This is a genomic window from Frigoribacterium sp. CFBP 13707, from assembly GCF_014842245.1.
GTDB lineage: Bacteria > Actinomycetota > Actinomycetes > Actinomycetales > Microbacteriaceae > Frigoribacterium > Frigoribacterium endophyticum.
In genome coordinates, this window is the sequence record NZ_JACYVL010000008.1 from 62,203 (window position 1) to 83,836 (window position 21,634).

Here is a 21,634-nt window from a genome sequence, read left to right on the forward strand (position 1 = left end):
GCTCCCGTTCGGGGGTCGACGACGACCGCCCGGTCGCCGTCAGGGGCGACCGTCAGCACGACAGAGGGGCTGCATCGATGACGATGCGACGATCACGATCTGTAGTACGACGAGCACTCGCGGGGGCGAGCGTCACGGCGCTCGCGGCCGTGGGGCTGGTCACCGGGCTCCCGCCCGCCGACACCGCAGCGGCCGCGGCGACCGCCGAGGGGGTGACCATCACGCCGAACCCCTGGTACGCGGGCGACCCGTTCCAGGGCTGGGGCACCAGCCTCGTCTGGTTCGCCAACGCCACGGGCGGCTACCCGGAGGAGCTCCGCGAGGACCTCTACCAGGCCGTCTTCGGCGAGGAGGGGCTCGACCTCAACATCGCCCGGTACAACATCGGCGGCGGCAACGCGACCGACGTCGTCGACTACCTCCGCGCGGGCGGAGCGGTCGACGGCTGGTGGGCGCCCGACGCCGACGGCAGCGAGGGCACCTACGGGGGCGCCTCCACCGCGTACGCGGACCGCGAGGCCGTGCGCCAGGCCTTCGACCCCGACGACCTGTCGCAGTACGACCTCGACGCCGACGCCACGCAGCGCTGGTGGGTGGACCGCCTCGCGGCCGACGACCAGATCACGCACTGGGAGACGTTCGCGAACTCCGCGCCGTACTTCATGACCGAGAGCGGCTACGTGTCGGGCGGGTTCAACTCCACGGCGCAGCAGCTGAAGACGGCCTCCGAGGCCGACTTCATCACGTACCTCACGCGGGTCACCGAGCAGCTCGAGCAGACCTCGGGCATCGAGGTCGAGTCGATCGACCCGTTCAACGAGCCGAACACGAACTACTGGGGCACGACGATCCGGAACGGCCAGCCGACCGGGCGCCAGGAGGGCATGCACGTCTCGCCCGACCAGCAGGTGCGCATGATCGCCGACCTGCAGGCCGAGCTCGCCGAGCCCGGCACGACCACCGACGCGATGATCGCGGCGATGGACGAGACCAACCCCGGCATCTTCGCGACCAACTGGGCGGCCTACCCCCAGGAGGCGCGGGACGCGGTCGGGCGCATGAACGTCCACACCTACGGCACCAGCGGCCGCCTCACCGTCCGCGACCTCGCGAAGCAGGCGGACTCGCCGCTCTGGATGAGCGAGATCGAGGGAAGCTGGGTCAACGGCTGGGATCCGTCGAACATCGAGAACGGCCTCGGCATGGCCGGCCGCGTGGCGGACGACCTCCGCGAGCTCGAGCCCGACGCCTGGGTGCTCTGGCAGCCCGTCGAGGACCTCTACAACATGGAGCCGCAGGGCGAGGACCTCAACTGGGGCTCGATGTTCATCGACCTCGACTGCGTGCCCTTCACCGAGGGCGGCGTCGAGGTCTGGAAGAGCGAGCGCCGCGTCGCCGACGCGGGGGGCGACTCCACCGCCGTCGAGCCCTGCTCGGTGAAGGTGAACTCCAAGTTCTCCGCGCTCCGCAACTTCACGAAGTTCATCCAGGAGGGCGACCGCCTGGTCGCCGTCGACGACGTCGACACCACCGCGGCCGTGCGCCCCGACGGTGACGGCGCCACGCTCGTGCACCGCAACACGACCGACGCCCCCCGCACCGTCACGCTCGACCTGTCGCGCTTCGGCGCGATCGCCGACGGCGCGGCCGTCACGCCCTACACGACCACCGAGGCGCCCGAGGGCGCCGAGGTCACGTCGACCGGCGTCGTCCCCGGCGCCCCGGTGGCCGTCGACGTCGCCCGCGGCACCGCGACCCTGACGGTGCCCGCGAAGTCGGTCACCACCTTCGAGGTCGCCGGCGTCTCCGGCGTCGCCGCCGTCGCCCCCGCGGTGCTCGACGGCCACGACTACCAGTTCGTCGGCGTGCAGAGCGGCAAGGCCCTCAGCACGGGCACCGGCACCGGTGCGGCCACGACCCTCACCTCGTCGGCGACCACGACGGAGGCGGCGGGGCGGCAGTCCTGGACGGCCCGCACCGTGCCCACCGAGTCCGGCGACGAGCGCCGGGTCACCCTCCGGGCCGCCGACGGCCGCTACCTCGCGGCGACCTCCCGCGGCACCGAGTTGAGGAGCGTCGACGAGGCCACCGCGGCCGGCGACCCCGCCTCGCGCTGGTGGGTCACCACGACCGACGGATCGACCTTCTCGCTGGTCGGCGAGGGAGTCGCGCAGTCGCTGGACGTCAACGGACAGTCGTCCGCAGAGGGCGCGGGCGTCGGCGTCTACGGCTCGAACGGCGGCGCGAACCAGCGCTGGGTCGTGCGTGACCTGGAGCCGGCCGTCGGGCAGACCGTCGCGCTCCGGACCGACGTGGGCGTGCCTCCGGCGCTCCCCGCCACGGTCGTGGCCGGCTACTCGTGGGGCTCCGGCGCCGCGGCGAGCGTCGTCTGGGGCGCGGTCGACGCCGCGGCCTGGCAGACGCCCGGCCGCGTCGAGGTCGGCGGCACCGCCACCGACGTGTTCGGCCGCGAGTTCGCGGTCACGGCGCTCGTCGACGTCGGCGGCCTGACCGTCACCGACCCCGTGTCGCTCACCGTCGCGGTGGGCAGCGCGGTCGAGGGGGTCGTCGCGGCCCTGCCCGAGACCGTGCCCGCCCGGGTCGGCGCCTCGGAGCAGACCTTCGACGTGCCCGTCACCTGGAGCTCGTCGAGCCTCACGGCCGACGACCTCGCCCGGCCCGGCGTCGTCACGCTGGCCGGCACGGCGACGGTCGACGGCGGCGAGCTGCCCGCCGAGGTCTCGCTGATCGTCACCACGGCGACCCTGCGCAACTTCGCCCCCGACCAGGGAGTCGCGGCCTCGGCCTCGTCGACCGAGTCGGGCTACCCCGCCGACCGCACCCGCAACGGGGTGTCGGGCGACAAGGGCTGGTCGAACTGGGTGTCGTCGGGCAAGCCCGCGCAGAGCTGGCTGCAGTACTCGTTCGACGCTCCCCGCGACGTCTCGCAGGTGACCGTGCAGTTCTACCCGGACGGCTCGGCCACCAGCTGGGCCCAGACGATCCAGCTGCAGCAGCGGGCGACCGACGGCAGCTGGCAGCCGCTGCCGGGCTACGAGACGCCGCAGCCCGTCGCGGTGCCGACCGCCGGCGCCCCCGTCGTGACGGCGGAGTTCCCGACGGTGACCACCTCGGGCGTCCGCGTCGTGATGGACGCCTACGCGAACACGCACCTCACCGTGAGCGAGGTGCAGCTCTTCGAGCCGGTCGCCTCCGACTCGTCGGTGAGCACCGCCGCGACCCTGCGCCTCGACGGCGTCGAGGTCGAGGGCTTCGACCCCGCCACGTCGGCCTACGCGGCGACGGTGCAGGGCGAGCGCTGGCCGCTCGTCTCCGCGATCGCCACCGACACGACGGCCGACGTGGTCGTCGAGCAGGCGTCGGAGGCCACCGACGGCGTCGCCACGGTGACGGTCACCTCGCCCGACGGCACGACCACGACGACCTACACGGTCGACGTGACGCGCCAGGTCGCGCTGGGCTCCGTCGTCGTCACCGGCGAGGCGCGCGTCGGGTCGGAGCTGCGCGTCGTCGCGGTCGCCGACCCGGGCGAGGCCGAGCTGACGGCCGAGTGGCTGCTCGACGGCGAGCCCGTGGCCCCGGCCGCGGCGCCCGGCGACGAGCCCGCGACCCGCGCCGCCGCACCGGTCGAGAGCGCGACCTTCGTCGTGCCGGCCGGGTCGGAGGGCCGTGTGCTGAGCGTGCGGGTCACCGCCCGCGCGGCCGGCTTCGCCGACTCGGAGCCGGTCACGAGCGACGGCGTCACGGTGCTCGCCGCACCGGTCGACCCGCCCGTGGGCGGCACGGACCCCAGCGCCGGGACGCCCGGCACGCCCGGCACGCCCGGCGGCACGGCCCCCGGGACCGGAGCGGGTGCCGGCACCGGAGCGGGTGCCGGGACCGGAGCCGGAGCGGGCGCGACCGACACCGCCGCCCGCGCCGAGGCCCGCCGCCTCGCGATGACCGGCTCGGGCCCCGCGCTCGGCGTCGGGCTCACGGCGGCGCTCGCGCTGCTCACGCTCGGCGGGGCGCTCGTCGCCCGCCGTCGGGGGCGCGCCGCCGAGTAGCGGACAGCACCACCTCAGGGAGGCGCGGGTCGGGCACCAGCCCGGCCCGCGCCTCCCGCGCTGTGCTCCGCGCTCGTGCCCTCCCGCGCCGCACCCTCCCGTGCCGCGCCGCCGGCCTCAGGGCCCGCCGAGCCAGTGGTCGATGCGGTGGTGGTCGGGCGTGAACCCGTTCTGCACGCCCCAGAGCACCGCCTGGGTGCGGCTCGTCGCGCCGATGCGGCGGTACACCGAGCGGATGTACGACTTGACCGTGTTGGGGCTGAGATACGTGAGCGCGGCGACCTCGGCGTTGCTCTTGCCCTGGGTGATGAGGGCGAGGATCTCGCTCTCGCGGTCGGTGATGCCCTCCTTCTTGCCCGGCCAGTCGAGCCCCGGCGCGCTGGGGGCCCGGTGCCGGACGTCGCTGACGACGAGCTCCCCGCGGTGGACGGCCTCGAGCGCCTCGACGAGCTCGCGGGCCCCGAGGGTCTTCGAGAGGTAGCCGTGCACGCCCTGCGCGAGGGCCGACTCCACCAGCTCGGGGTGGAAGTTCCAGGTGTAGACGACGACGCGCCGCGCGGAGGGGTTCGCGACGAGGGCCGCGAGCTCGTGGTGGTCGGACTCGGGCTGCGCGAACGAGTCGTAGAGCACGATGTCGACGCTGTCGGAGAGCGAGGTGGTCGCGTCGATCTCGGCGACCGTCACGCGGTCGCGGTACTGGTCGAACATGTGGGCGAGGCCGGTCAGCACGACGTCGTAGTCGTCGACGAGGGCGACGGTGATGTAGCTGGTCTGGACGGGCAGCTCCGCGGTGGTCATGGGCTCACCATCCCACCCCGAGGGGTGTGCCGCCACACCTTCAGGGGTGGTCTGCTGTGACACGGCGACAGCACGGCACCGACGGTGCCGGTCGCCGCCCCCTAGAAGGAGAACACCATGCTCGGTCTCATCGTCAGCCTGCTCGTCATCGGCCTGGTCGCCGGCTTCATCGCCCGCGCCGTCGTCCCCGGGAAGCAGAACCTCTCGATCGTCGCCACGATCGTGCTCGGCGTCGTCGGCTCGTTCGTCGGCGGGCTGCTCGGCTTCCTGCTCTTCCAGCACGACCCGACCGACGGCTTCTTCCAGCCCGCCGGCATCATCGGCTCGATCATCGGCGCGATCGTCGTGCTCGTGATCTGGGTGTCGGTCTCGGGTCGTCGCGGCGCTCGCCGCTGACCGCTGCTCGTCGCACCTCCAGGCCCCGCTCGGCACGCGCCGCAGCGGGGTCTGCGCGTCGTGAAGGGGTGCGGCTCAGAGCCGGCGGTCGAGCTTCCAGGCCAGCCAGCCCGTGACCAGCACCACCCCGGCCGCGGCGAGGCGGGCACCCATCAGCACCCCGTCGCCGGTCGACGTGGTGACGCTCATGTCGCTGCCGATGCCGATGCCCCAGGTCGCTCCCGACGCGGCCAGGCAGACGACGAGGGCGAGGCCCAGGACGCCCGACGTGACCCCGTGCGCCTTGGTGCCGACGGACTCGTCGCGGCCCCGACGGTCGCCCGTGTAGCGGGCGGCGACGCCGCGGACCACGCCCAGCCAGAGCAGCGCCACCGCGCAGGCGCCGACCACGTCGCTGCAGCGGTGCCAGCCGTAGGCGACGGTCTGCTCGGCGACGATCGCCGCGAAGGCGGTCGCCACGACGTACACGACGGGCCGCGAGCGACGGCCGAAGGCGGTGAGCACGGCGAACATGGCGGCCACGGCGACCGTGGTGTGGCCGCTCGGGAAGCTGTTGGCGTACACGTCGCCCGTGAGCTCGGGGCGCGGCACGACGATCTTGAGCACCTGCGTGGTCACCGTGGCGCCGATGACGAGGGCGCCGGCCTGGAGCGCGGCCCCGGGGCGACGACGCGCGAACGCGACGAGCATCGTCACGCCGACGACCAGCATCAGGGCCGAGGGCGAGATGGCGTCGAGGGCCGAGCCGGACTGCAGCAGGGTGTCGCCGTCGACCGAGCGGAGGATGCTGTCCTCCATCGCCTGGCCGGTCGGCGTCAGGACGGCCACGACGTAGACGCCGACGAGGCCGGCGGCCGAGAGTCCCGAGGTCAGCATCCACCGGTGGGCCACGCGACGGCGGACGGCCGTGCTGGCTCGGGCGGTGGTCGATGCGGTCACGGGACCATGGAACAACACCGCCCCTGGAAGCAGCCTCACACCGACCTCCCAGAGCCCGGAGTGCGGGCGGACTCACAGGCTGCCGGGGCGCGCTCCATCTCCCGCCACGCGCCTCCCGCCAGGGGAGAGAGCGTCACGACGACGTAGACGGCGGCGACGACGCCGAACGCCACGGCGAGGCCGACCGTGTCGGCGGCGACGCCCCCGAGCAGTGCCCCGATCGGCACCCCCGCCCACGCCCCGGCCGTGATCAGCCCGAAGACCCGGGCCCTCAGGTGCTCGGGCACGCGCTCCAGCTCCACCGCGCCCAGGATGGGGTTGATCGCCCCCGCCGCCAGCCCGGAGACCGCCGTGGCCGCGACGAGCCACGCCAGCGGCAGGTCGAGCGCGAACGCGGCCGACGAGGGGCCGCCCGCGAGGGCGAAGCAGACCGCGAACGTGACGCGACGAGGCACGCGGTGGGCCACCAGGCCGAAGCCCACGCTGCCCACGAGGGCGCAGCCGCCCATCACCGCGACGATCAGCCCGAGCGCGGCGGCGCCGCCCAGCCGGTCGTCGGCGTAGATCGGCAGCAGCGTCGAGCTGCGGGCGGCGTCGAGCAGGTTCGTCACCAGCACCAGGGCGACCACGAGGCGCATCAGCCGGTCGCGGGCGACGAACCGGGCCCCCTCCGCCAGGTCGGTCCAGAAGGAGGCGCGGTCCGCGTCCGTCTGCCCTGCCGCACCCGCCGTCGACGAGCCGGCCCGTGACCCCGCCGTCGCTCGCGGCACCAGCAGCAGCGTCAGCAGCGCCGAGACCGCGAACGACGCCGCGTCGACGACGAGCGTGCCGAGGGGCCCGAGCAGGGCGACGAGCAGGCCCGCGAGCGTGGCGCCGACGAGCTTCGCCAGCCGCTCCGAGCCGTCGAGGAACCCCACGCTCCGTTCGAGGCGCACCCCGGCCGCCGTCGAGAGGGACGGCAGCATGACGCGGCGAGCGGTCTGCCCCGGGGCGTCGAACAGGCCGCTGACGAAGACGAGGGCGAGCAGTGCCCAGAACGGCAGGCCGACCGTCACGGCGAGGACGGGCACCGCCAGCACCGTGACGCCGCTGACGACGTCGGCGACCACGGCGCTCCGACGGTGACCGACGCGGTCGGCGACGACGCCGCCCAGCGGCCCGCCGACGACGACGGGGAGGGTCGCGGCGACGGCGGCCACGCCGACCTCGACCCCGCTGCCGCCGGTGCCGAGCACGTAGAAGGGGACGGCGAACGAGGTGACCACGTTGCCCGTCTGGCTGACCGCGTGGGCGGCCAGGAGGGCGGTCAGGGCCGTGCGGGGGCGGGCGTGGGGCGCGGTGTGCGCCACCTCCCCGGTGCCTCCGTCGGTCGCTGCGGGCTCCGAGGCGCCGGCCGGGACCCTCGGCTCCCTCACGGCGCCGTGGGCCGCCGGTACGCCTGGTGGGCCCAGGTGACGTGCTCGACCGCGGGGTCGCCGGGCTCGTGGGCGGCGGAGACGTCGAGCCACCTCTCGGTGAGCCCCTCGAGCTCGTCGCGCAGGGCGGCGAGCTCGTCGACGGTGAGCCGGAGGGTGCGGTCGCCGAGCGCGGCCGCGGCGACCCACTCGCGGGGGAGGGACGGCGCCTCGTCGAGGTAGCGCCCGTACTGCGCGGCGAGCACCTGCGCGATCGAGCGCTGGAACGCGGTGGACGCGGAGGCCCGCTCGGGGTCGTCGAGCATGTCGGCCGGCTCCCACGCGGTCAGGTCGCTCGTGGCCCGCCACCAGCGTTCACGGCGGTCGGGCCCCTGGGCGTCGGCCTGCTCGATCAGGCCGACCGCGGCGAGCTTGCCGAGGTGGTAGCTGAGGGTGCCAGGGGCCTCGTCGACGACGTCGGCGAGGAGGGCGGCGGTCTGCGGGCCGCGCTCGCGGAGGAGCCCGAGGAGGCGCAGCCGAGTGGGGTGCGCCAGAGCACGCAGCGAGGCGGCGTCGGTGAGCTCGGTACGGCGGTCGGGCACGCGAGGGGTCATGGGCTCGACCCTAGATGCGCAAGAAGTGTTGCGCAATGCCTCTTGTGCATGACGAGCCCTTGTCTGAGACGGGCCGCAGCCGAGGGAGCAGACTCGTCCTCACATGACCCGAGCCACAGGAGGCACGCCATGACCAGCACCAACACGAACGAGCCGCACCAGGGCGGCGTCACCGACGAGACCGCCGAGTTCGGCGACCGCACCCGCGTGCCCGTCGCGGGCAGCACCGAGAACCACGGCGACGTCGAGACCGACGAGGGCGCCGAGCGCGGCACCGCCCACCTCAACGGCCGCGACGCGACCGGCGACGTGATGGACCGCAGCGGCACCGTCGACTCCGGCGACGTCGACCGGCTGCTCGGCGAGCGCAAGGACGACGACGAAGGTCCGCGCGCTCCGTAGCCCGCCCCGAGCCGGGCCCGGTCGCCTCGATTGGCGAGCGGGCCCGAGCTCGTGTATGGTTTCCTCTGGCCGTTCGGCCGGAGAAATGCGCCTGTAGCTCAACGGATAGAGCATCTGACTACGGATCAGAAGGTTGGGGGTTCGAGTCCCTCCAGGCGCACAGAACACAAGGAAAGGCCCGGTCTGAGACCGGGCCTTTTGTCTTTCTTGGACAAACTCGCCCTAAACTCGCCCTAAACGACTCGTCGTGACAATGCCTCGTTTTGTGGCCCAGTCGCGGAGAGCGAAGGTGCTCCTGGGGGGACGCATGAGACTAGAAGCAGTAACTGTCAAGAACTTTCGTGGCTACACGGATGAGCAAGAGGTGGTCATCGGGGACCTGACCACCATCGTCGGCCGGAACGACGTGGGCAAGTCGACCATTCTCGAAGCCCTGGCGATCTTCTTCGGCAGTGAGGTCGTCAAAGCCGACGCGGGTGATGTGAACGTCGACTCTGACGCTCAGGAGTTCGAGGTGACCTGCACCTTCAGCGAGCTGCCGGAGAAAATCGTGCTCGATGCCCAAGCGGAGACGTCGCTCAAAGATGAGTTCTTGCTAACGCAAACAGGACGCCTTCGCGTCCGCAAGCGATGGACGTGCTCCGGGGCTAAGCCCAAGGAGGAAGTCTTCGTCGTCTGCCATCACCCGGTAGACGATGACCTGAATGACCTACTTCTGCTCGGCAACGCAGCCTTGAAGACACGACTGAGCAAACGTCTGGAGCCAGCCGACGCTGCGGAAGTGAACAAAGCGAGCAACCCGGCGATGCGCAAAGCGCTCTGGGCCTCCGAAGCGGAACTGGTCCTCGAGGAAAGTGATGTTCCCGTAAGTAAGGAGGACTCCAAGCGCATCTGGGAGAGGCTCGCGCCGCTGCTCCCTCATTTTGCGCTCTTCCAGTCGGATAGGTCGAGCCGCGACTCGGACAGCGAAGTTCAAGATCCGATGAAGCTTGCCATCACGGCTGCTCTGGCAGAGAACGACGTCCAGCAGGCCTTGGCCGGCGTCGTCTCGATCGTGAGGGAAAGAGCGACAGAGCTGGCGACGCGGACGCACGCGGCCCTTGAAGAACTAGATCCGGAACTCGCCGATGGTCTGGTCGCCTCGTTCAAGAACGATCCCCGGTGGTCGTCTCTCTTCGGCGTGACGCTCGAGGGTAGGAATGGAATTCCGATCAACAAGCGAGGCAGCGGTGTGCGCCGACTAGTCCTCGTGAGCTTCTTCAAGGCTGAGGCGCAGCGTCAGATCGAGGAAGGGTCGAAGAGAAGTGTGATCTACGCCATCGAAGAACCCGAGACGTCTCAGCACCCGCGCAATCAGAAGATCCTTCTCGAGTCATTCCAGGAGATGGCCCAAAGTGAGGGTTGTCAGGTGCTACTGACCACCCACAGCCCAGGTTTGGCAGGCCATCTCCCGACGGAGAGCCTTCGCTTCGTGGCGAGGAACGACGACGGTGCTCCCCAAGTTCGACCGGCCAACGAGGACACATGGGACCGAATTGCACAGGAACTCGGCGTTCTGCCCGATGACCGAGTTCGAGCCTTAGTTTGTGTGGAAGGGCCGAACGATGTCGCTGGGTTGAAGGCTCTAAGCGGTGCGCTCTGCGATGGCGGAGAGTCGCTCATCGACCTACGGACTGACAACCGCTTCGCGTTCGTGCTGCTCGGTGGTGGCACACTGCACCAGTGGGTGTCGGAGCGTTATCTCAAGGGCTTCGGGCGCCCTGAGTTCCATCTATACGACAATGACGTGTCCAGTTACCAGAAGGCGGTCGACCAAGTAAATGGTCGGTCAGATGGCTCATCAGCCCGTCTGACTGCGCGCCGGGAGCTGGAGAACTACCTGCATCCGGATGCGATCACATCTGCCCTTGGTGTCACCGTGAGTTACGGGCCAACCGATGATGTGCCTGCGCTCGTCTCAGCGGCCATGAAGGCCGACCCCAACCTCAAGCCAGTCAAGGCGCAAACTGCCAAGCGGTACCTCGCCGAACGGGTGTTTCCCAAGATGACCCGCAGGTTGCTCATTGAGGCGGGTGGAGCTGACGAGGTGCGCGATTGGATGCAAACCCTGCAACAAATGGCGAAATGAGCCCGACGCTCACGACCTGACGCACGGCCGTCGAATCACCTCGGTGCGGGGGCGAAGGCATCGAGGGTGGTTCGGACGTCGGCCTTGAGCTCGGCTCGCTCCACATATGAGGCTTGCGTGATGACCGTGTTGGAGTGACCCAGGATGCTGCTGGCGGCGGCGAGACCCTCGTACTTGTCCACAGCCGTTGCGACAGTCTTGCGCAGGTCGTGGAGGACGAAGTGCTCGATGCCGGCATCGTCCAGAGCTTTCTTCAGTGCTCGATAGACGTTGCTGCGAGAAAGAGGCTTGCCCGACTTGGTGCAGAAGACGAGGTCACTGTGCGGATTCCGAGGCGCTTCTGCGAGGCGGGTACGCAGCCACTCCGGCATGCGGACGGCGCGCATGCTCGACTTAGTCTTCGTCCGCGACTGTCGGTGCAGGCCCGTTCCGTTGTTCTGGTCGTTCCTCACCTCGACGGTCGTTCCGAGCACCCGAAGGGTCGGCTCTTCGCCCTCAAGGTCGAGGTCGGTCCAGCGCAGAGCGAGCGCCTCGCCGATGCGCAGTCCTCCGCCGCCCAACATGGTGTCGATGATGAGGTCGACAGGCACGCTGGGGGTCGGGCCTCCGCGGCCGGGTTCGGGTCGCATGTATCGACCAACTGCATCTCGAATGCTCTCAAGCTCAGCGGCACGAAGAGCAGTCGGGGTGCTCGTCTTGGGCTTGATGGAGTCTGTGGCGCGAGCCGGGTTGAAAGGAACGAACTGCTTCTTGTGCGCGTAGCCGAAGACGTTCATGAGCAGGCTGCGGAGAGAGCGGGCCTGTGAGATCTGCCCACGTTCGACGAACTCCTGGAGGAAGTCGTCGAGTTGCACGATGCCGATGTCACGGATGTCGTCGTCACCGAAAGCTGGTTCCAGGTGAAGCCGGAGCAGGTCTCCATAACGGACCCGACTCGAGACGGCCAAGCCCTCACCCTGCGACGCCTTCAGCCAGCGGTGGGCCACATACGAGAAGGAGCGGCGGTCACGTGCGCGCTTGGCGTCCTCGGCCGCCCGACTCTCTTCCTCAGCTTGTTCGATGGACCGCTTCGCACGCGCCTCGTTGGCCGCTTTGCGTTCCTCGAACTTGTCCTTCAGCGCCCTCTTGGCATCGGAGGGCGAGGTGCCCTGTGCGGAGACGCGTGTCGTCACGGTCAGGGAGTCTCGTATCGTCGCGGTCGCTGTCCACTTGTTCTTGGCCAGCTCCGCCGTCCGGATGTGACCGTAATGGCCGACTCCGAGAGCCTTCCTGCCCATCAGCGCGTGCCCGAGTTGGTGGCGATGCAGGCGTCGACATCGGAGCGCCGGTAAAGGACGCGCCGCCCTACCGTGAAGCCGACGGGACCATAGCCAGGCTTGCCCTCGAGTCCCTTGAGGCGCCAAGACCGGACGGTCGAGAGCGTGACGTGGAATTCACGGGCAAGGTCGGCTGCGGTGAGGAGGGTCGTTGGCCGGGGGGCTTCGAGGATGGCGGGCATGGCTTCGTTCCTGGTCAGGTTCTGCCGGCGGTCGCCGGCTCGCCAGCACCATGCGCGGCAGGTCGCAACTCGTGGTCTAGCAGCGTTGCTTCGGCTTTCCGGGGCGCCATGCAGCTCGCCGCGCATGACGTGGGCATGCAGAAGTCATTCCTCCATGCCAGTGGTCCTGGCTCCCGTGGCGAGGTTGTCACCGGTACCTCCGATCAGATCATCGAGGCGCTCATCGACCTGCACTTCGGCGAAGGCGTCGACCGGCCGACTGCGAGGCGAGCGATCGCTGTCGTAGCAGCGACCGAGTTGCAGGCGGAGTCGATGAAGCGGGCGACGACCGCTGGCACGTTCTCGCTCGACGGGTGCACGATGGCGGAGATCGACCGACTGACCAGAGACCGGACCATCACCGACCGCGATCCGGCCCCGTGGCTCCGCCGTGACGTGCCCCTCGTTCTCGTCCACCCCGGCACCGAAGGATGGCGGCCTCCCCAGGGCAACGTCATGACTCTCGAGCATCAGACGGCCTCTGACCTTCTGCTGGGCCTCGCCCGAAGTGGCTACCTCCGGGTGGGTGCCATCTCGATTTGAGGAGTAGTGCCCGCTACGGGTCCGCCGCGAGCTGCCCTTGTAGACGGGGGGCCGAGGGTGCGGGGTGGTCACGTGAAGTGAGGAGTCGCGAGAGCTCAGGCCCTGATGAAGTGCTGCGCGCCCGTAGAGGCTGACGTCGGCAGGTTCTCCTTCGGAAGGGCCTCACCCGTCGTAAGTGCCGTGGCCCAGGCTGCCAAGGTCGAGACGGCGGCGAAGTTCGAGTGAAGCAGGGCCATGAGGGTGGCTTGCACGGTCTTGGCGTCGACGCTGCCGGTGGCGTCCGAGATGCTGATGGCCCCCATGGCGTCGGACAGCACCTCGGCGGTGATGCTGTGGCTCTCGGCCTGGGCTGCTGTGGCGATGATGGAGACCACATGCAATTCCGGCGCTAAGGCGTCCGTCTCTTCGATATCGACGGAACGCTCTACGACCCAGGCTCGGGCATTTTCGAGTACTCGAGCTCCGAGCCACGGTGCGGCAGCGGGGAAATGCTCATTCATTCCCGGGGATTCGGTTCAGATTGCTTTCGACGAGGTCACGAGCGGTTTCACCTTAGAAGTCATTGACTTCCTTCGGGCCGAGATGGTTCCCGACCGCCCTTGCCCTGGACACGTCCAATCCTGATCTGGGTAGTTACAGAATTCGTAGGGACCTTAGAGATTTTTAGCTAAGTACGACTTCCCATGCCCGGGCTGACGGCCAGAGTGCGTGTCGAGGCAGCACGTCGGGGCCGCAGGCTCGGGAACCAAGCCCGTGTTGGGCGTCGTCAAGGTAGAGATGCAGCGCGACTGGTTCGGGCAACTCGTGCGGGTGCGCGGCGAGCCCGCGCTGCTGCGCGGTATGGAGGGCGAGCTGGAAGCCACAGCGGTGATCAGAGCCATCGGGCACGGTGTCGACAGTGAGCGTCGGCTTGGTGCCCTCGCCGCCGAGCACGAGCGACCTCAGCCCTGGACGGTGCCCAGTTTCCTGCGGGCGGGCGTAGTCGATCGACAGCGCCGGCACGCTGGAGGTGAAGCGACCGACACGGGCAGCCGCAGCGCTGTCGGCATACGACTCAGCTGGTCCAGTACCGAACCAGCCGACGGGCGACGACGCGAGCGAGATAGGGAGGTCAAGTCGAATTCCGACCCGGGGCCATGTGCAGTCCCAAGGCCCGAAAGGGACGACCTCGGTGCGCAGCAACACGCCGACCGCCGTTGAAGTCCATCGCCATGCGATGTCGACCCCCATTCCGCTGTGTGCGGCCGAGATCCGCACGAGCTGCTCAAGGCCGTGTTTCGACCTCGACGTTGACAGCACCCGGTGGACGAGGCGGTGCAGTCCGCGCTCAGCCCACCGCTCCGCCGACGGAGGAGTCTCCTCGGCACCTCGGCCGTGGGTGAGTTCGGGCTCGGCGAGTTCGTATGAACCCTGTCCAGCACCGCGATCGTTGTCGGTGGGCGCACGCCACAGCTCGAGGCGCGGACCCTTCACAGGCAGCCCGTGCCACGAAGTCAGCGACCCGCGTGTGTCGAACGTCAGCGCACCGATGGTGTCACCGCGCCAGCCACCTGAGGCTCGGACCCGGGCTGCTGGGCGGCTCACCACGAGCACCTGGTCACGTCCCACCATGTGACCGGCGGGTGCCCACGGCAGGTCGTCTCGCGTGACCGCCATCACGGTCAGGTGTGCCTCGCGGACGTGAGCGGCCTCGCCCGCTTCGTGCGCCTCCGGAGGGAGGTCCACCGTGATGCTCGCCTGCGCATCGACGGCCGGTACGTCGAGCTCGCCGGCCGCGACCTCCCGGCCGTCGTGCTCGAGTAGCCAACGGATGGCAACGTCCTCGGTGCTAGCCGAGTGCCGGCGGTTCTCGACCGAGACAGTGCGGCCGTCGATGGCGAGCCTCACCCGGACGGGAGAGACCACGGCGGCGAACTCTGCAAGGGCCGGGGTCGGCGTACCGTCGGAGAGCACGAGGCCGTCCATGACGAACTGGCCGTCGTGCACTACCTCGCCGAAATCGCCGCCGTAGGCCTGGAAGGGTGTGCCGTCGACGGTTCGGCTGAGGATGCCTTGGTCTCGCCACTCCCACACGAAGCCGCCGTGAAGGCGAGGCCAGCGATCGATCGCCGCTTCGTAGTCAGCGAACGACCCGGGGCCGTTGCCCATGGCGTGGCCGTACTCGCAGAGCACGAACGGCTTGTGGCGCTGCCGGGCGCCCTGGGCGCCCTCGGTCTCGTGGATCGTGGTCACCGGCTCGCCGCAGACCGAGGCGATCTCCTCGAGCGTGGGGTACATGCGCGAGTAGACGTCGGTGTACTCGCCTGCGAGGTCGCCCTCGTAGTGCACCGGCCGGGTCGTATCGCGGCCGTGCAGCCAGGTCGACATCGCGGCGAGGTTGCGACCGGTGCCCGACTCGTTCCCGAGCGACCACAGCACGATGCTCGGGTGGTTCTTGTCGCGTTCGACCGTCCGCGCGATCCGGTCGAGGTAGGCGTCGTGCCAGGCCGGGTCGTCGCTCGGGTTCCCCCGCCACTCGACATCCCAGAAGCCGTGGGTCTCGAGGTCGCACTCGAGCACGACCCAGAAGCCGTACTCGTCTGCCAGGTCGAGGAGGCGCGGATGCGGCGGGTAGTGCGCGGTGCGGATCGCGTTCACGTTGGACCGCTTCATCAGCTCGAGGTCGGCGCGCGCCTCGGCCTCGTCGAAGACGCGCCCGCGGACAGGGTGCGACTCGTGGCGATTGACCCCCCGGAAGGTGACCCGGCGTCCGTTGACGAGAAACGCGTCCCCCTCGATCCGGACCGTGCGGAACCCGACGCGGAGGGCGACGGTCTCACCGGGCGACGACACGGTCGCGTCGTGCAGCCGGGGCACCTCGGCGCTCCACGGCTCGACGGTCGGCACGTCGACCGGTACGACTTCGGCAGGAGTCGCCCAGGTGACGTCGACCCCGAGCGACGGCACGCGAAGAGTGACCGGGAACGCGCCCACCACCTCGAGATCGAGCCGGCCGGCTCCGGTCGCGTGGTCGTAAGACGCTCGGAGATCGACGTCATCGAGGGCCCGGGCGGGGCGGCCCAGCAGCGTGACGCTCCGGAAGATGCCGGGCAGCCACCACATGTCCTGGTCCTCGAGGTAGCTCGCGGCCGACCACTGGGCCACGCGGACGGCCACGCAGTTGGTGCCCTCGACCAGGGCGTCGGTCACGTCGAACTCGGTGGCGAGGCGACTGCCGGTCATCCACCCCAGCTCGATGCCGTTCAGCCAGACGGTCGCGTGGCCGTCTACGCCGTCGAACCGCAGCAGCACGCGCTCCGCTCCGCGGAGACCCGCGGGCACCACGAAGGTGCGCCGGTGCTCTCCGGTGGGGTTCTCGTCGGGCACGTGCGGCGGGTCGATGGGGAACGGGTACTGCAAGTTCGTGTAGATCGGCGACCCGTGGCCGTGCAGCACCCAGTGCGAGGGCACGGGCAGCTCGTCCCAGCCGGAGTCGTCGAGCTCGGGGTCGGCGAGCTCCGGCACGCGCCCGGCTACGTCGTCCAGTGCCTCGGGGAGCAGCCGGAACCGCCAGGTGCCGTCGAGCGAGTGGGTCGGGGCGTCGCTGTGCAGCCAGGACCGAGGCGCCAGGCGCGAGGGGGATCCGGGGGCGACGTCGTCGAGGTGGTTCATGGTGGTCTCTCGTGGTGGTGGTGGTGGGGAGGACTGCGACGGCGGGTGGGCCCGGTGGCGCGGGGCGCTCAGCTCGCGCCGAGCGCCTCGCGGTCCGCGATGATCGTGACACGGGGATGCCATTGCAGAAGCGAGGCCGGCAGGGACTCGGTCACTGGTCCGTGCAGGGCAGCGTCGAGGGCCACGGCCTTTGTCCGACCGCGGACGACGAGGAGCACGTGCCGGGCGGACATGATGGTCGAGAGCCCCTGCGTGATGGCCCTGGACGGCACTGCACGCGGGTCGCCGCCGAAGTAGCGGGCGTTGTCGAGCCGGGTGCGGTCAGCCAGCTCGACCACACGGCTCAGACTGCGGAACGGCGAGCCGGGCTCGTTGAAGCCGAGGTGGCCGTTCGCGCCGATCCCGACGATCTGCAGGCCGACGCCGCCGAGGTCGGCGATCCGTCTTTCGTGGACCTCGGCCGCTCGGGTCGCAGCGAGGAGGTCGGCGCTCGTGCCGTCGGGCACCACCACGCGATCGTCGTCGACGCCGAGCGGCGCGGCGACGCGGTCGCGCACGAAAGTGCGGTAGCTCTCGGGATGGCCGGCCGGGAGGCCGACGTACTCGTCGAGGGCGACGAGCGTGAGCCCGTCGGTGCGGAGGCCGTCTCGGCGACGCCGGACGAGCTCGGCCCAGAGCGGCTCGGGCGACGAGCCGGTCGCGACCCCGAGCACGCCTCGCGGCTCGGCCTCGACGAACTCCGACACGATGTCGGCGGCCCGCCGGCCGAGCTCGTCGGCGTCGCCGACGGTGACGACCTCGGGACGAGCCGCGGGGGTGACCGTCACTTCAGCGCGCCCTTGGCGATGTCGCCGATGAACTGCTTGGCGCCGACGAGGAAGACGATGATCAGCGGCAGCACAGCGAGCAGGGCACCCGCCATCACCATGCCGTAGTCCTTGCCGTGGGCGCTGTTCAGCTGGCTCATCGCGACCTGCAACGTCAGGGTGCCCGGGTCGTTCAGCACGATCAAGGGCCAGAGGTAGTCGTTCCACGAGGCGATGAAGGTGAAGACGCCCAGGAAGCCGAGACCTGGCCTGATCAAGGGGATGCACACTGTCAGGTACTGCCTGAAGAACCCGGCGCCGTCGATCTTGGCGGCGTCGATCAGCTCGTCCGGCACGCTCGAGACGATGTACTGGCGCAGCCAGAAGATGCCGAACGCGTTGGCCGCGGCGGGCACGATCAGTGCCTGCAGCTGACCGACCCATCCGAGGTTGATCATCGTGATGAACTGCGGGATCACGCTCAGCTGCGCGGGCAGCATGAAGGTCACGAGCAGCAGGGTGAAGAGCAGCTTGCGCCCCGGGAACTGGAACTTGGCGAAGGTGAACGCCGCGATCGAGTCGAAGAAGAGCACGAGGCCCGTGACCGACACGGCGACGATGACCGTGTTCAGCAGTGAACCGCCGAAGTCGATCGTCTGGAACACGGATCGGATGTTCTCGAACAGGTGTGGCCCGGGCACGAGCACCGGGGGCGACTTGTAGATGTCGCTAGTCGTGTTGCTGGCCATCACGACCAGCCAGTAGAGCGGGAACAGCGAGATGACCGCGCCGACGGCGAGCAGCGCGTGCAGCACTCCCCGCGAGGTCGGCACCTTCGGCCCGCGCCCCGCGGGGCGGCCGCGCCGCTGCCCCGGGTCGTCGTTCTCGACGGCCTCGACGACCTCGACCGTCACGCCGCGTGCCGCGTTCACGATCGCGCTCATCGGACGACCGCCTTGTCACGTGCTGCTGCAGGATCGACGTCCACGACCTTCTCCTTCTTGCCCGAGCCCAGCCGCCAGTTGATGATCACGAAGATCACGACCAGCAGGAAGACGGCCCAGGCGATGGCGGCTCCGTAGCCGAAGCGGTTGTAGTTGAAGGCCTGTTGGTAGAAGTACAGGACCGTGGTGAGGCCGGCCTGACCCGCGCCTCCTGAATTCGGGTTGGTCGTCGACGACGACGCGGTGAGCACCTGGGCCTCGGTGAAGCTCTGCAAGCCCGTGATGGTCGAGACCACCAGCACGAAGAGGATCGTGGGCCTCAGCAGGGGCAGGGTGATCGACCAGAAGGTGCGGACGACGCCCGCCCCGTCGAGCTTGGCGGCCTCGTAGACCTCGCCGCTGATCGACTGCATACCCGCCAGGAAGAGGATCGCGTTGTACCCGGTCCACTGGTACGTGATCAGGACGGCGATCGTGACCTGGATCGCCCAGGGAGTCGACAGCCACGCGACGCCGTCGAGGCCGACGGCACGGAGGCCCGCGTTGAGGAGGCCGAAGCTGTCGCCGAAGATCGAGCCGAACAGCACGGCCATCGCGACGACCGAGGTGACGTTCGGCACGAAGAAGGCGATGCGGTAGAACGTGCCGAACCGCTTCGCCGCGTTGAGCATCGCCGCCACGACCACGGCGATGACCATCATCGGGAAGGTCGACAGGGCGAAGATGATCAGCGTGTTCTTGATCGAGAGCCAGAACGTCGCGTCGGCGGCCAGTGCCCGGAAGTTGTCGAGGCCGACCCACTCGGGCGAACCCAGGCCGTTCCAGTCCTGGAAAGACAGCACGAGCGAGTAGCCGGCGGGGAACAGGCCGAAGATCGCGAAGAGCACGAAGAACGGCGCGATTGCGACGTAGTAGGGCCAGCTCTTGCGCAGCCCCGCCCGGGAGCGCGCCGCAGGGCGCGCTCCCGGGCTCAGCACGGTGGGGATCACTACTCGGCGGCCTTCAGGGCGGCCTCGCCGGCGGTGACCGCGTCGTCCCAGGCCTGGTCGGGGTCCTTGCCGAGCGACTGGACGTTCTGCAGCTCGGTCATGAACGGCGCCGCGACCTGGTTCTCGAACGGGCTCGTGTACGCGGTGGGCATGTCGGCGGCTGCCTGCGCGAACACCTCGACGGTCGACTGACCGCCGAAGAAGTCGTCGCCCGCGGTCAGCTCCGGTGCCGAGTAGGCGGCTGTCGCCGAGGGGAAGATGCCCTTGTCCTGGTAGGCGACGATCTGGTTCTGCTCGCTCAGGATGTCCTTGATCACCGCGAAGGCGGCCTCGGGGTCGTCGGTGCCCTCGGGGATGGTGAGGAACGACCCGCCGATGTTGGCCGGCCCGCCGGGCATCGGCGCCACGCGCCAGTCGCCGGAGGTGTCGGCCGTGGCACTCTTGATGTCGGCTTGGTACCAGGCTGCGCCGAGCAGCGTGGGCAGCGAGCCGCCCGTGATGGCCGCGGCCCAGTCGGGGCTGCCATCGGTCAGTCCGGCGGTCAGGCCCTTCTCTTTCGCCTCGACGGCGCGGTCCCAGGCGGTCTTGATCTCGTCGCTGTCTCCGGTGAACTTCCCAGCCTCGTTCACGAAGCGGGCGGTTCCCTGGCCGATCGACTTCGTGAAGACGTCGCCCATGTCGACCTCGAGGCTCGCGCCGGTCGCGGCCTTGAGCTTCTCGCCGAACGCGAAGTAGTCGTCCCAGGTCGCGGTCGCGGCGGCGACGTCGGCGGGCTCCGATGGCAGCCCGGCGGCTTCGAGCACGTCGGCCCGGTAGTAGAGCGCGGTGGGGCCGATGTCGATGGGGATGCCGATCAACTTGCCGTCGGCGGTCGTCGCCTCGGCGAGCTTCCAGGCCGGGTACTGGTCGACTATGTCCTTCGCGCCGAGATCGTTCAGGTCGGTGAAGAGATCGGACTCGCTGAGGAAGTAGGGCATGTCCTCGCCCTTGACGCCGCTCACGGCGGGCAGGCCGGTGCGTCCGGTGAAGGTGGTGACGAGCTTCTGCTTGAAGTCGCCTCCGATGGTCGACACTTTGAGCGGCGTCTTCTCGTCGACGCTCGACAGGACCTTGTCGCTCAGGCCGTCCGGCCAGATCCAGACGTCGGTCTCGCCGCTGCTCGAGCCCCCGCTCGAGCCGGCGCACGAGGCGAGCAGAGGGCTGATGAGGGCGAGCGCGGCGACGGTGCCGACGATCTTGCCGACGCGTCGTCGGGTGGGGTGTGCCATGGGGTCTCTCAATCGGTGGGGGGAAGCCAGATCGGGGTGGAGGGGAAGCTGGAGAACAGCAGGTGCGGGTCAGGAGAAGGGCGTCGTGCCGTCGTCGCCCTGGTCGTGGAGGGCGTCGAGCACGAAGTGGTAGCGGCCGGGTTCGGCCGCCTCCGGGTGGGCGCCGAGCCAGTCGGCGAGCTCGTCCAGCCGGGGCGCGCCCGAGGCGCCTCCCGGTCGGGAGACGGTGACGCCCGCCACCAGGCAGGCGAAGTCGATGCGCTGCAGCAGCGACCAGGCTGGCTGCGAGCCGGCCACCGCGAGCGCGGCGCCGAAGACGTCGCCCGCACCGGTGGCGTCGACCGCGCGCACGCGCAGCGGCGGGCGCTCGACCTCCTCGCCGGTCGACGCGTCGACGGCGACGACGCCGGCCGAGCCGGAGGTGACCACGCTGAGCGGGACCCTCTCGGCGAGCGCGCGAGCCGCCTCCCTGGCCGAGTCGCGACCGGTGTACGCCATCGCCTCGAGGTGGTTGGGGAGGAACGCGTGGCACTCGTCGAGCTGGTCGAGCAGCGTCTGGTCCCAGCGCTCGGCCGGGTCCCAGCCGACGTCGGCGAACACACGGGTGCCCTGGGAGGCGGCACGGCCGATCCAACGGGTGCGCGCCTCCTCGAGATGGACGAGCGCGACCGCGGCGGCGGGAGGCCCGTCGGGCAGCAGCTCGTCCGAGCCGAGCGGGGCGGGGGTGCCGCCGGTGACGAGCGCGCGGTCGTCGTCGTAGCCGAGCGAGGCCGTGACCGGCAGCGACCAGCCGGGGACGGTCACGAGGTGCGTCAGGTCGACGCCCTCGGCCGCGAGCGACGCCCGCGTCATCGACGAGAACGCGTCCTCCCCGACGGCGGCGGCGAGCGCGGTGCGCACGCCGAGCCGGGCCGAGGCCAGGGCGAAGTTGGCGATGCCTCCGGGACCCGCTCCGAAAGACGAGGTCCACACCTCGTGGCCGAGCGCCGGTGCGCCGGGCAGGTCGCCGAAGACCACGTCGGTGAAGAGCTGGCCCACGACGAGCACGCCGGCCAGCTCGCCGGCCGTGGCGTCTGCGGTGGTGCGGGGTGCGGTCTGCACGGGGTCCTCCTCGTTCAGATCGGCGTCAGTGTCGACCTGCTGAGACGTTTCTAGCTC

Annotated in this window: 18 protein-coding genes and 1 tRNA gene; 6 read left to right on the plus strand and 13 right to left on the minus strand. The window is 70.1% G+C overall.

Annotated elements, in window-relative coordinates; genetic code table 11:
* The first annotated feature begins 77 nt into the window (after positions 1 to 77).
* A complete protein-coding gene (locus tag IFT45_RS13055; RefSeq protein WP_192128631.1) occupies positions 78 to 4,067 on the plus strand; it encodes an Ig-like domain-containing protein in 3,990 nt (1,329 codons plus the stop codon).
* Between the two features lie 117 nt (positions 4,068 to 4,184).
* On the opposite strand, the gene IFT45_RS13060 is transcribed toward IFT45_RS13055, so the two are convergent.
* The gene (locus IFT45_RS13060; RefSeq protein ID WP_185231272.1) at positions 4,185 to 4,865 is read right to left on the minus strand and encodes a response regulator transcription factor; all 681 of its coding nucleotides are present in this window, start codon (positions 4,863 to 4,865) and stop codon (positions 4,185 to 4,187) included.
* A gap of 117 nt (positions 4,866 to 4,982) precedes the next feature.
* Between IFT45_RS13060 and IFT45_RS13065 the strand changes: the two genes are divergently transcribed.
* A complete protein-coding gene (locus IFT45_RS13065) occupies positions 4,983 to 5,261 on the plus strand; it encodes a GlsB/YeaQ/YmgE family stress response membrane protein (RefSeq protein WP_056052134.1) in 279 nt (92 codons plus the stop codon).
* A gap of 75 nt (positions 5,262 to 5,336) precedes the next feature.
* Here IFT45_RS13065 and IFT45_RS13070 read toward each other — a convergent pair whose 3' ends face one another.
* The 3 genes from IFT45_RS13070 to IFT45_RS13080 all read right to left on the minus strand — a co-directional run bounded on the left by IFT45_RS13070 (position 5,337) and on the right by IFT45_RS13080 (position 8,208).
* The gene (locus IFT45_RS13070) at positions 5,337 to 6,200 is read right to left on the minus strand and encodes a phosphatase PAP2 family protein (RefSeq protein ID WP_056052137.1); all 864 of its coding nucleotides are present in this window, start codon (positions 6,198 to 6,200) and stop codon (positions 5,337 to 5,339) included.
* A gap of 35 nt (positions 6,201 to 6,235) precedes the next feature.
* A complete protein-coding gene (locus tag IFT45_RS13075) occupies positions 6,236 to 7,549 on the minus strand; it encodes an MFS transporter (protein WP_192128633.1) in 1,314 nt (437 codons plus the stop codon).
* Positions 7,550 to 7,611: 62 nt separating this feature from the next.
* Entirely contained in the window at positions 7,612 to 8,208 is a 597-nt protein-coding gene (locus tag IFT45_RS13080; protein ID WP_192128635.1) for a helix-turn-helix domain-containing protein, read from the minus strand.
* A gap of 129 nt (positions 8,209 to 8,337) precedes the next feature.
* Between IFT45_RS13080 and IFT45_RS13085 the strand changes: the two genes are divergently transcribed.
* The 3 genes from IFT45_RS13085 (at position 8,338) to IFT45_RS13095 (ending at position 10,738) form a co-directional block, all read left to right on the plus strand.
* A complete protein-coding gene (locus IFT45_RS13085) occupies positions 8,338 to 8,610 on the plus strand; it encodes a hypothetical protein (protein WP_056052142.1) in 273 nt (90 codons plus the stop codon).
* Positions 8,611 to 8,697: 87 nt separating this feature from the next.
* Positions 8,698 to 8,770 (plus strand) — tRNA-Arg (locus IFT45_RS13090).
* A gap of 147 nt (positions 8,771 to 8,917) precedes the next feature.
* Complete coding sequence (locus IFT45_RS13095; protein ID WP_192128637.1) at positions 8,918 to 10,738, plus strand: ATP-binding protein; 1,821 nt, start codon at positions 8,918 to 8,920, stop codon at positions 10,736 to 10,738.
* 35 nt (positions 10,739 to 10,773) lie between these two features.
* On the opposite strand, the gene IFT45_RS13100 is transcribed toward IFT45_RS13095, so the two are convergent.
* Positions 10,774 to 12,015 carry a site-specific integrase gene (locus tag IFT45_RS13100; protein ID WP_192128639.1) on the minus strand — a complete coding sequence of 414 codons (1,242 nt, stop codon included), beginning with the start codon at positions 12,013 to 12,015 and terminating at the stop codon, positions 10,774 to 10,776.
* Positions 12,015 to 12,236: a helix-turn-helix domain-containing protein gene (locus IFT45_RS13105; RefSeq protein WP_123520040.1), complete on the minus strand. Its 222-nt coding sequence runs from the start codon at positions 12,234 to 12,236 to the stop codon at positions 12,015 to 12,017. Before IFT45_RS13105 ends, IFT45_RS13100 begins: the two co-directional genes overlap by 1 nt.
* A 135-nt stretch (positions 12,237 to 12,371) precedes the next feature.
* On the opposite strand from IFT45_RS13105, the gene IFT45_RS13110 reads away from it, so the two are divergent.
* Positions 12,372 to 12,818, plus strand: coding sequence for a hypothetical protein (locus IFT45_RS13110; protein WP_192128641.1), 447 nt, complete (start codon positions 12,372 to 12,374; stop codon positions 12,816 to 12,818).
* A gap of 95 nt (positions 12,819 to 12,913) precedes the next feature.
* On the opposite strand, the gene IFT45_RS13115 is transcribed toward IFT45_RS13110, so the two are convergent.
* The 7 genes from IFT45_RS13115 to IFT45_RS13145 form a co-directional block, all read right to left on the minus strand.
* Positions 12,914 to 13,318, minus strand: coding sequence for a hypothetical protein (locus IFT45_RS13115; protein ID WP_192128643.1), 405 nt, complete (start codon positions 13,316 to 13,318; stop codon positions 12,914 to 12,916).
* A 163-nt stretch (positions 13,319 to 13,481) separates the two neighbouring features.
* Positions 13,482 to 16,469 carry a glycoside hydrolase family 2 TIM barrel-domain containing protein gene (locus tag IFT45_RS13120; protein WP_192128645.1) on the minus strand — a complete coding sequence of 996 codons (2,988 nt, stop codon included), beginning with the start codon at positions 16,467 to 16,469 and terminating at the stop codon, positions 13,482 to 13,484.
* Positions 16,470 to 16,537: 68 nt separating this feature from the next.
* Positions 16,538 to 17,296 carry a 6-phosphogluconolactonase gene (locus IFT45_RS13125; RefSeq protein WP_192128647.1) on the minus strand — a complete coding sequence of 253 codons (759 nt, stop codon included), beginning with the start codon at positions 17,294 to 17,296 and terminating at the stop codon, positions 16,538 to 16,540.
* Positions 17,293 to 18,219, minus strand: coding sequence for a carbohydrate ABC transporter permease (locus IFT45_RS13130; protein ID WP_192128649.1), 927 nt, complete (start codon positions 18,217 to 18,219; stop codon positions 17,293 to 17,295). The genes IFT45_RS13125 and IFT45_RS13130 overlap by 4 nt, the downstream gene beginning before the upstream one ends.
* A complete protein-coding gene (locus tag IFT45_RS13135; protein WP_192128651.1) occupies positions 18,216 to 19,208 on the minus strand; it encodes an ABC transporter permease subunit in 993 nt (330 codons plus the stop codon). The genes IFT45_RS13130 and IFT45_RS13135 overlap by 4 nt, the downstream gene beginning before the upstream one ends.
* Positions 19,208 to 20,476, minus strand: a complete 1,269-nt coding sequence (locus tag IFT45_RS13140; RefSeq protein WP_192128653.1) for an ABC transporter substrate-binding protein — start codon at positions 20,474 to 20,476, stop codon at positions 19,208 to 19,210. Before IFT45_RS13140 ends, IFT45_RS13135 begins: the two co-directional genes overlap by 1 nt.
* A gap of 69 nt (positions 20,477 to 20,545) precedes the next feature.
* Entirely contained in the window at positions 20,546 to 21,577 is a 1,032-nt protein-coding gene (locus IFT45_RS13145) for a PfkB family carbohydrate kinase (protein WP_192128655.1), read from the minus strand.
* Between the last annotated feature and the right edge of the window lie 57 nt (positions 21,578 to 21,634).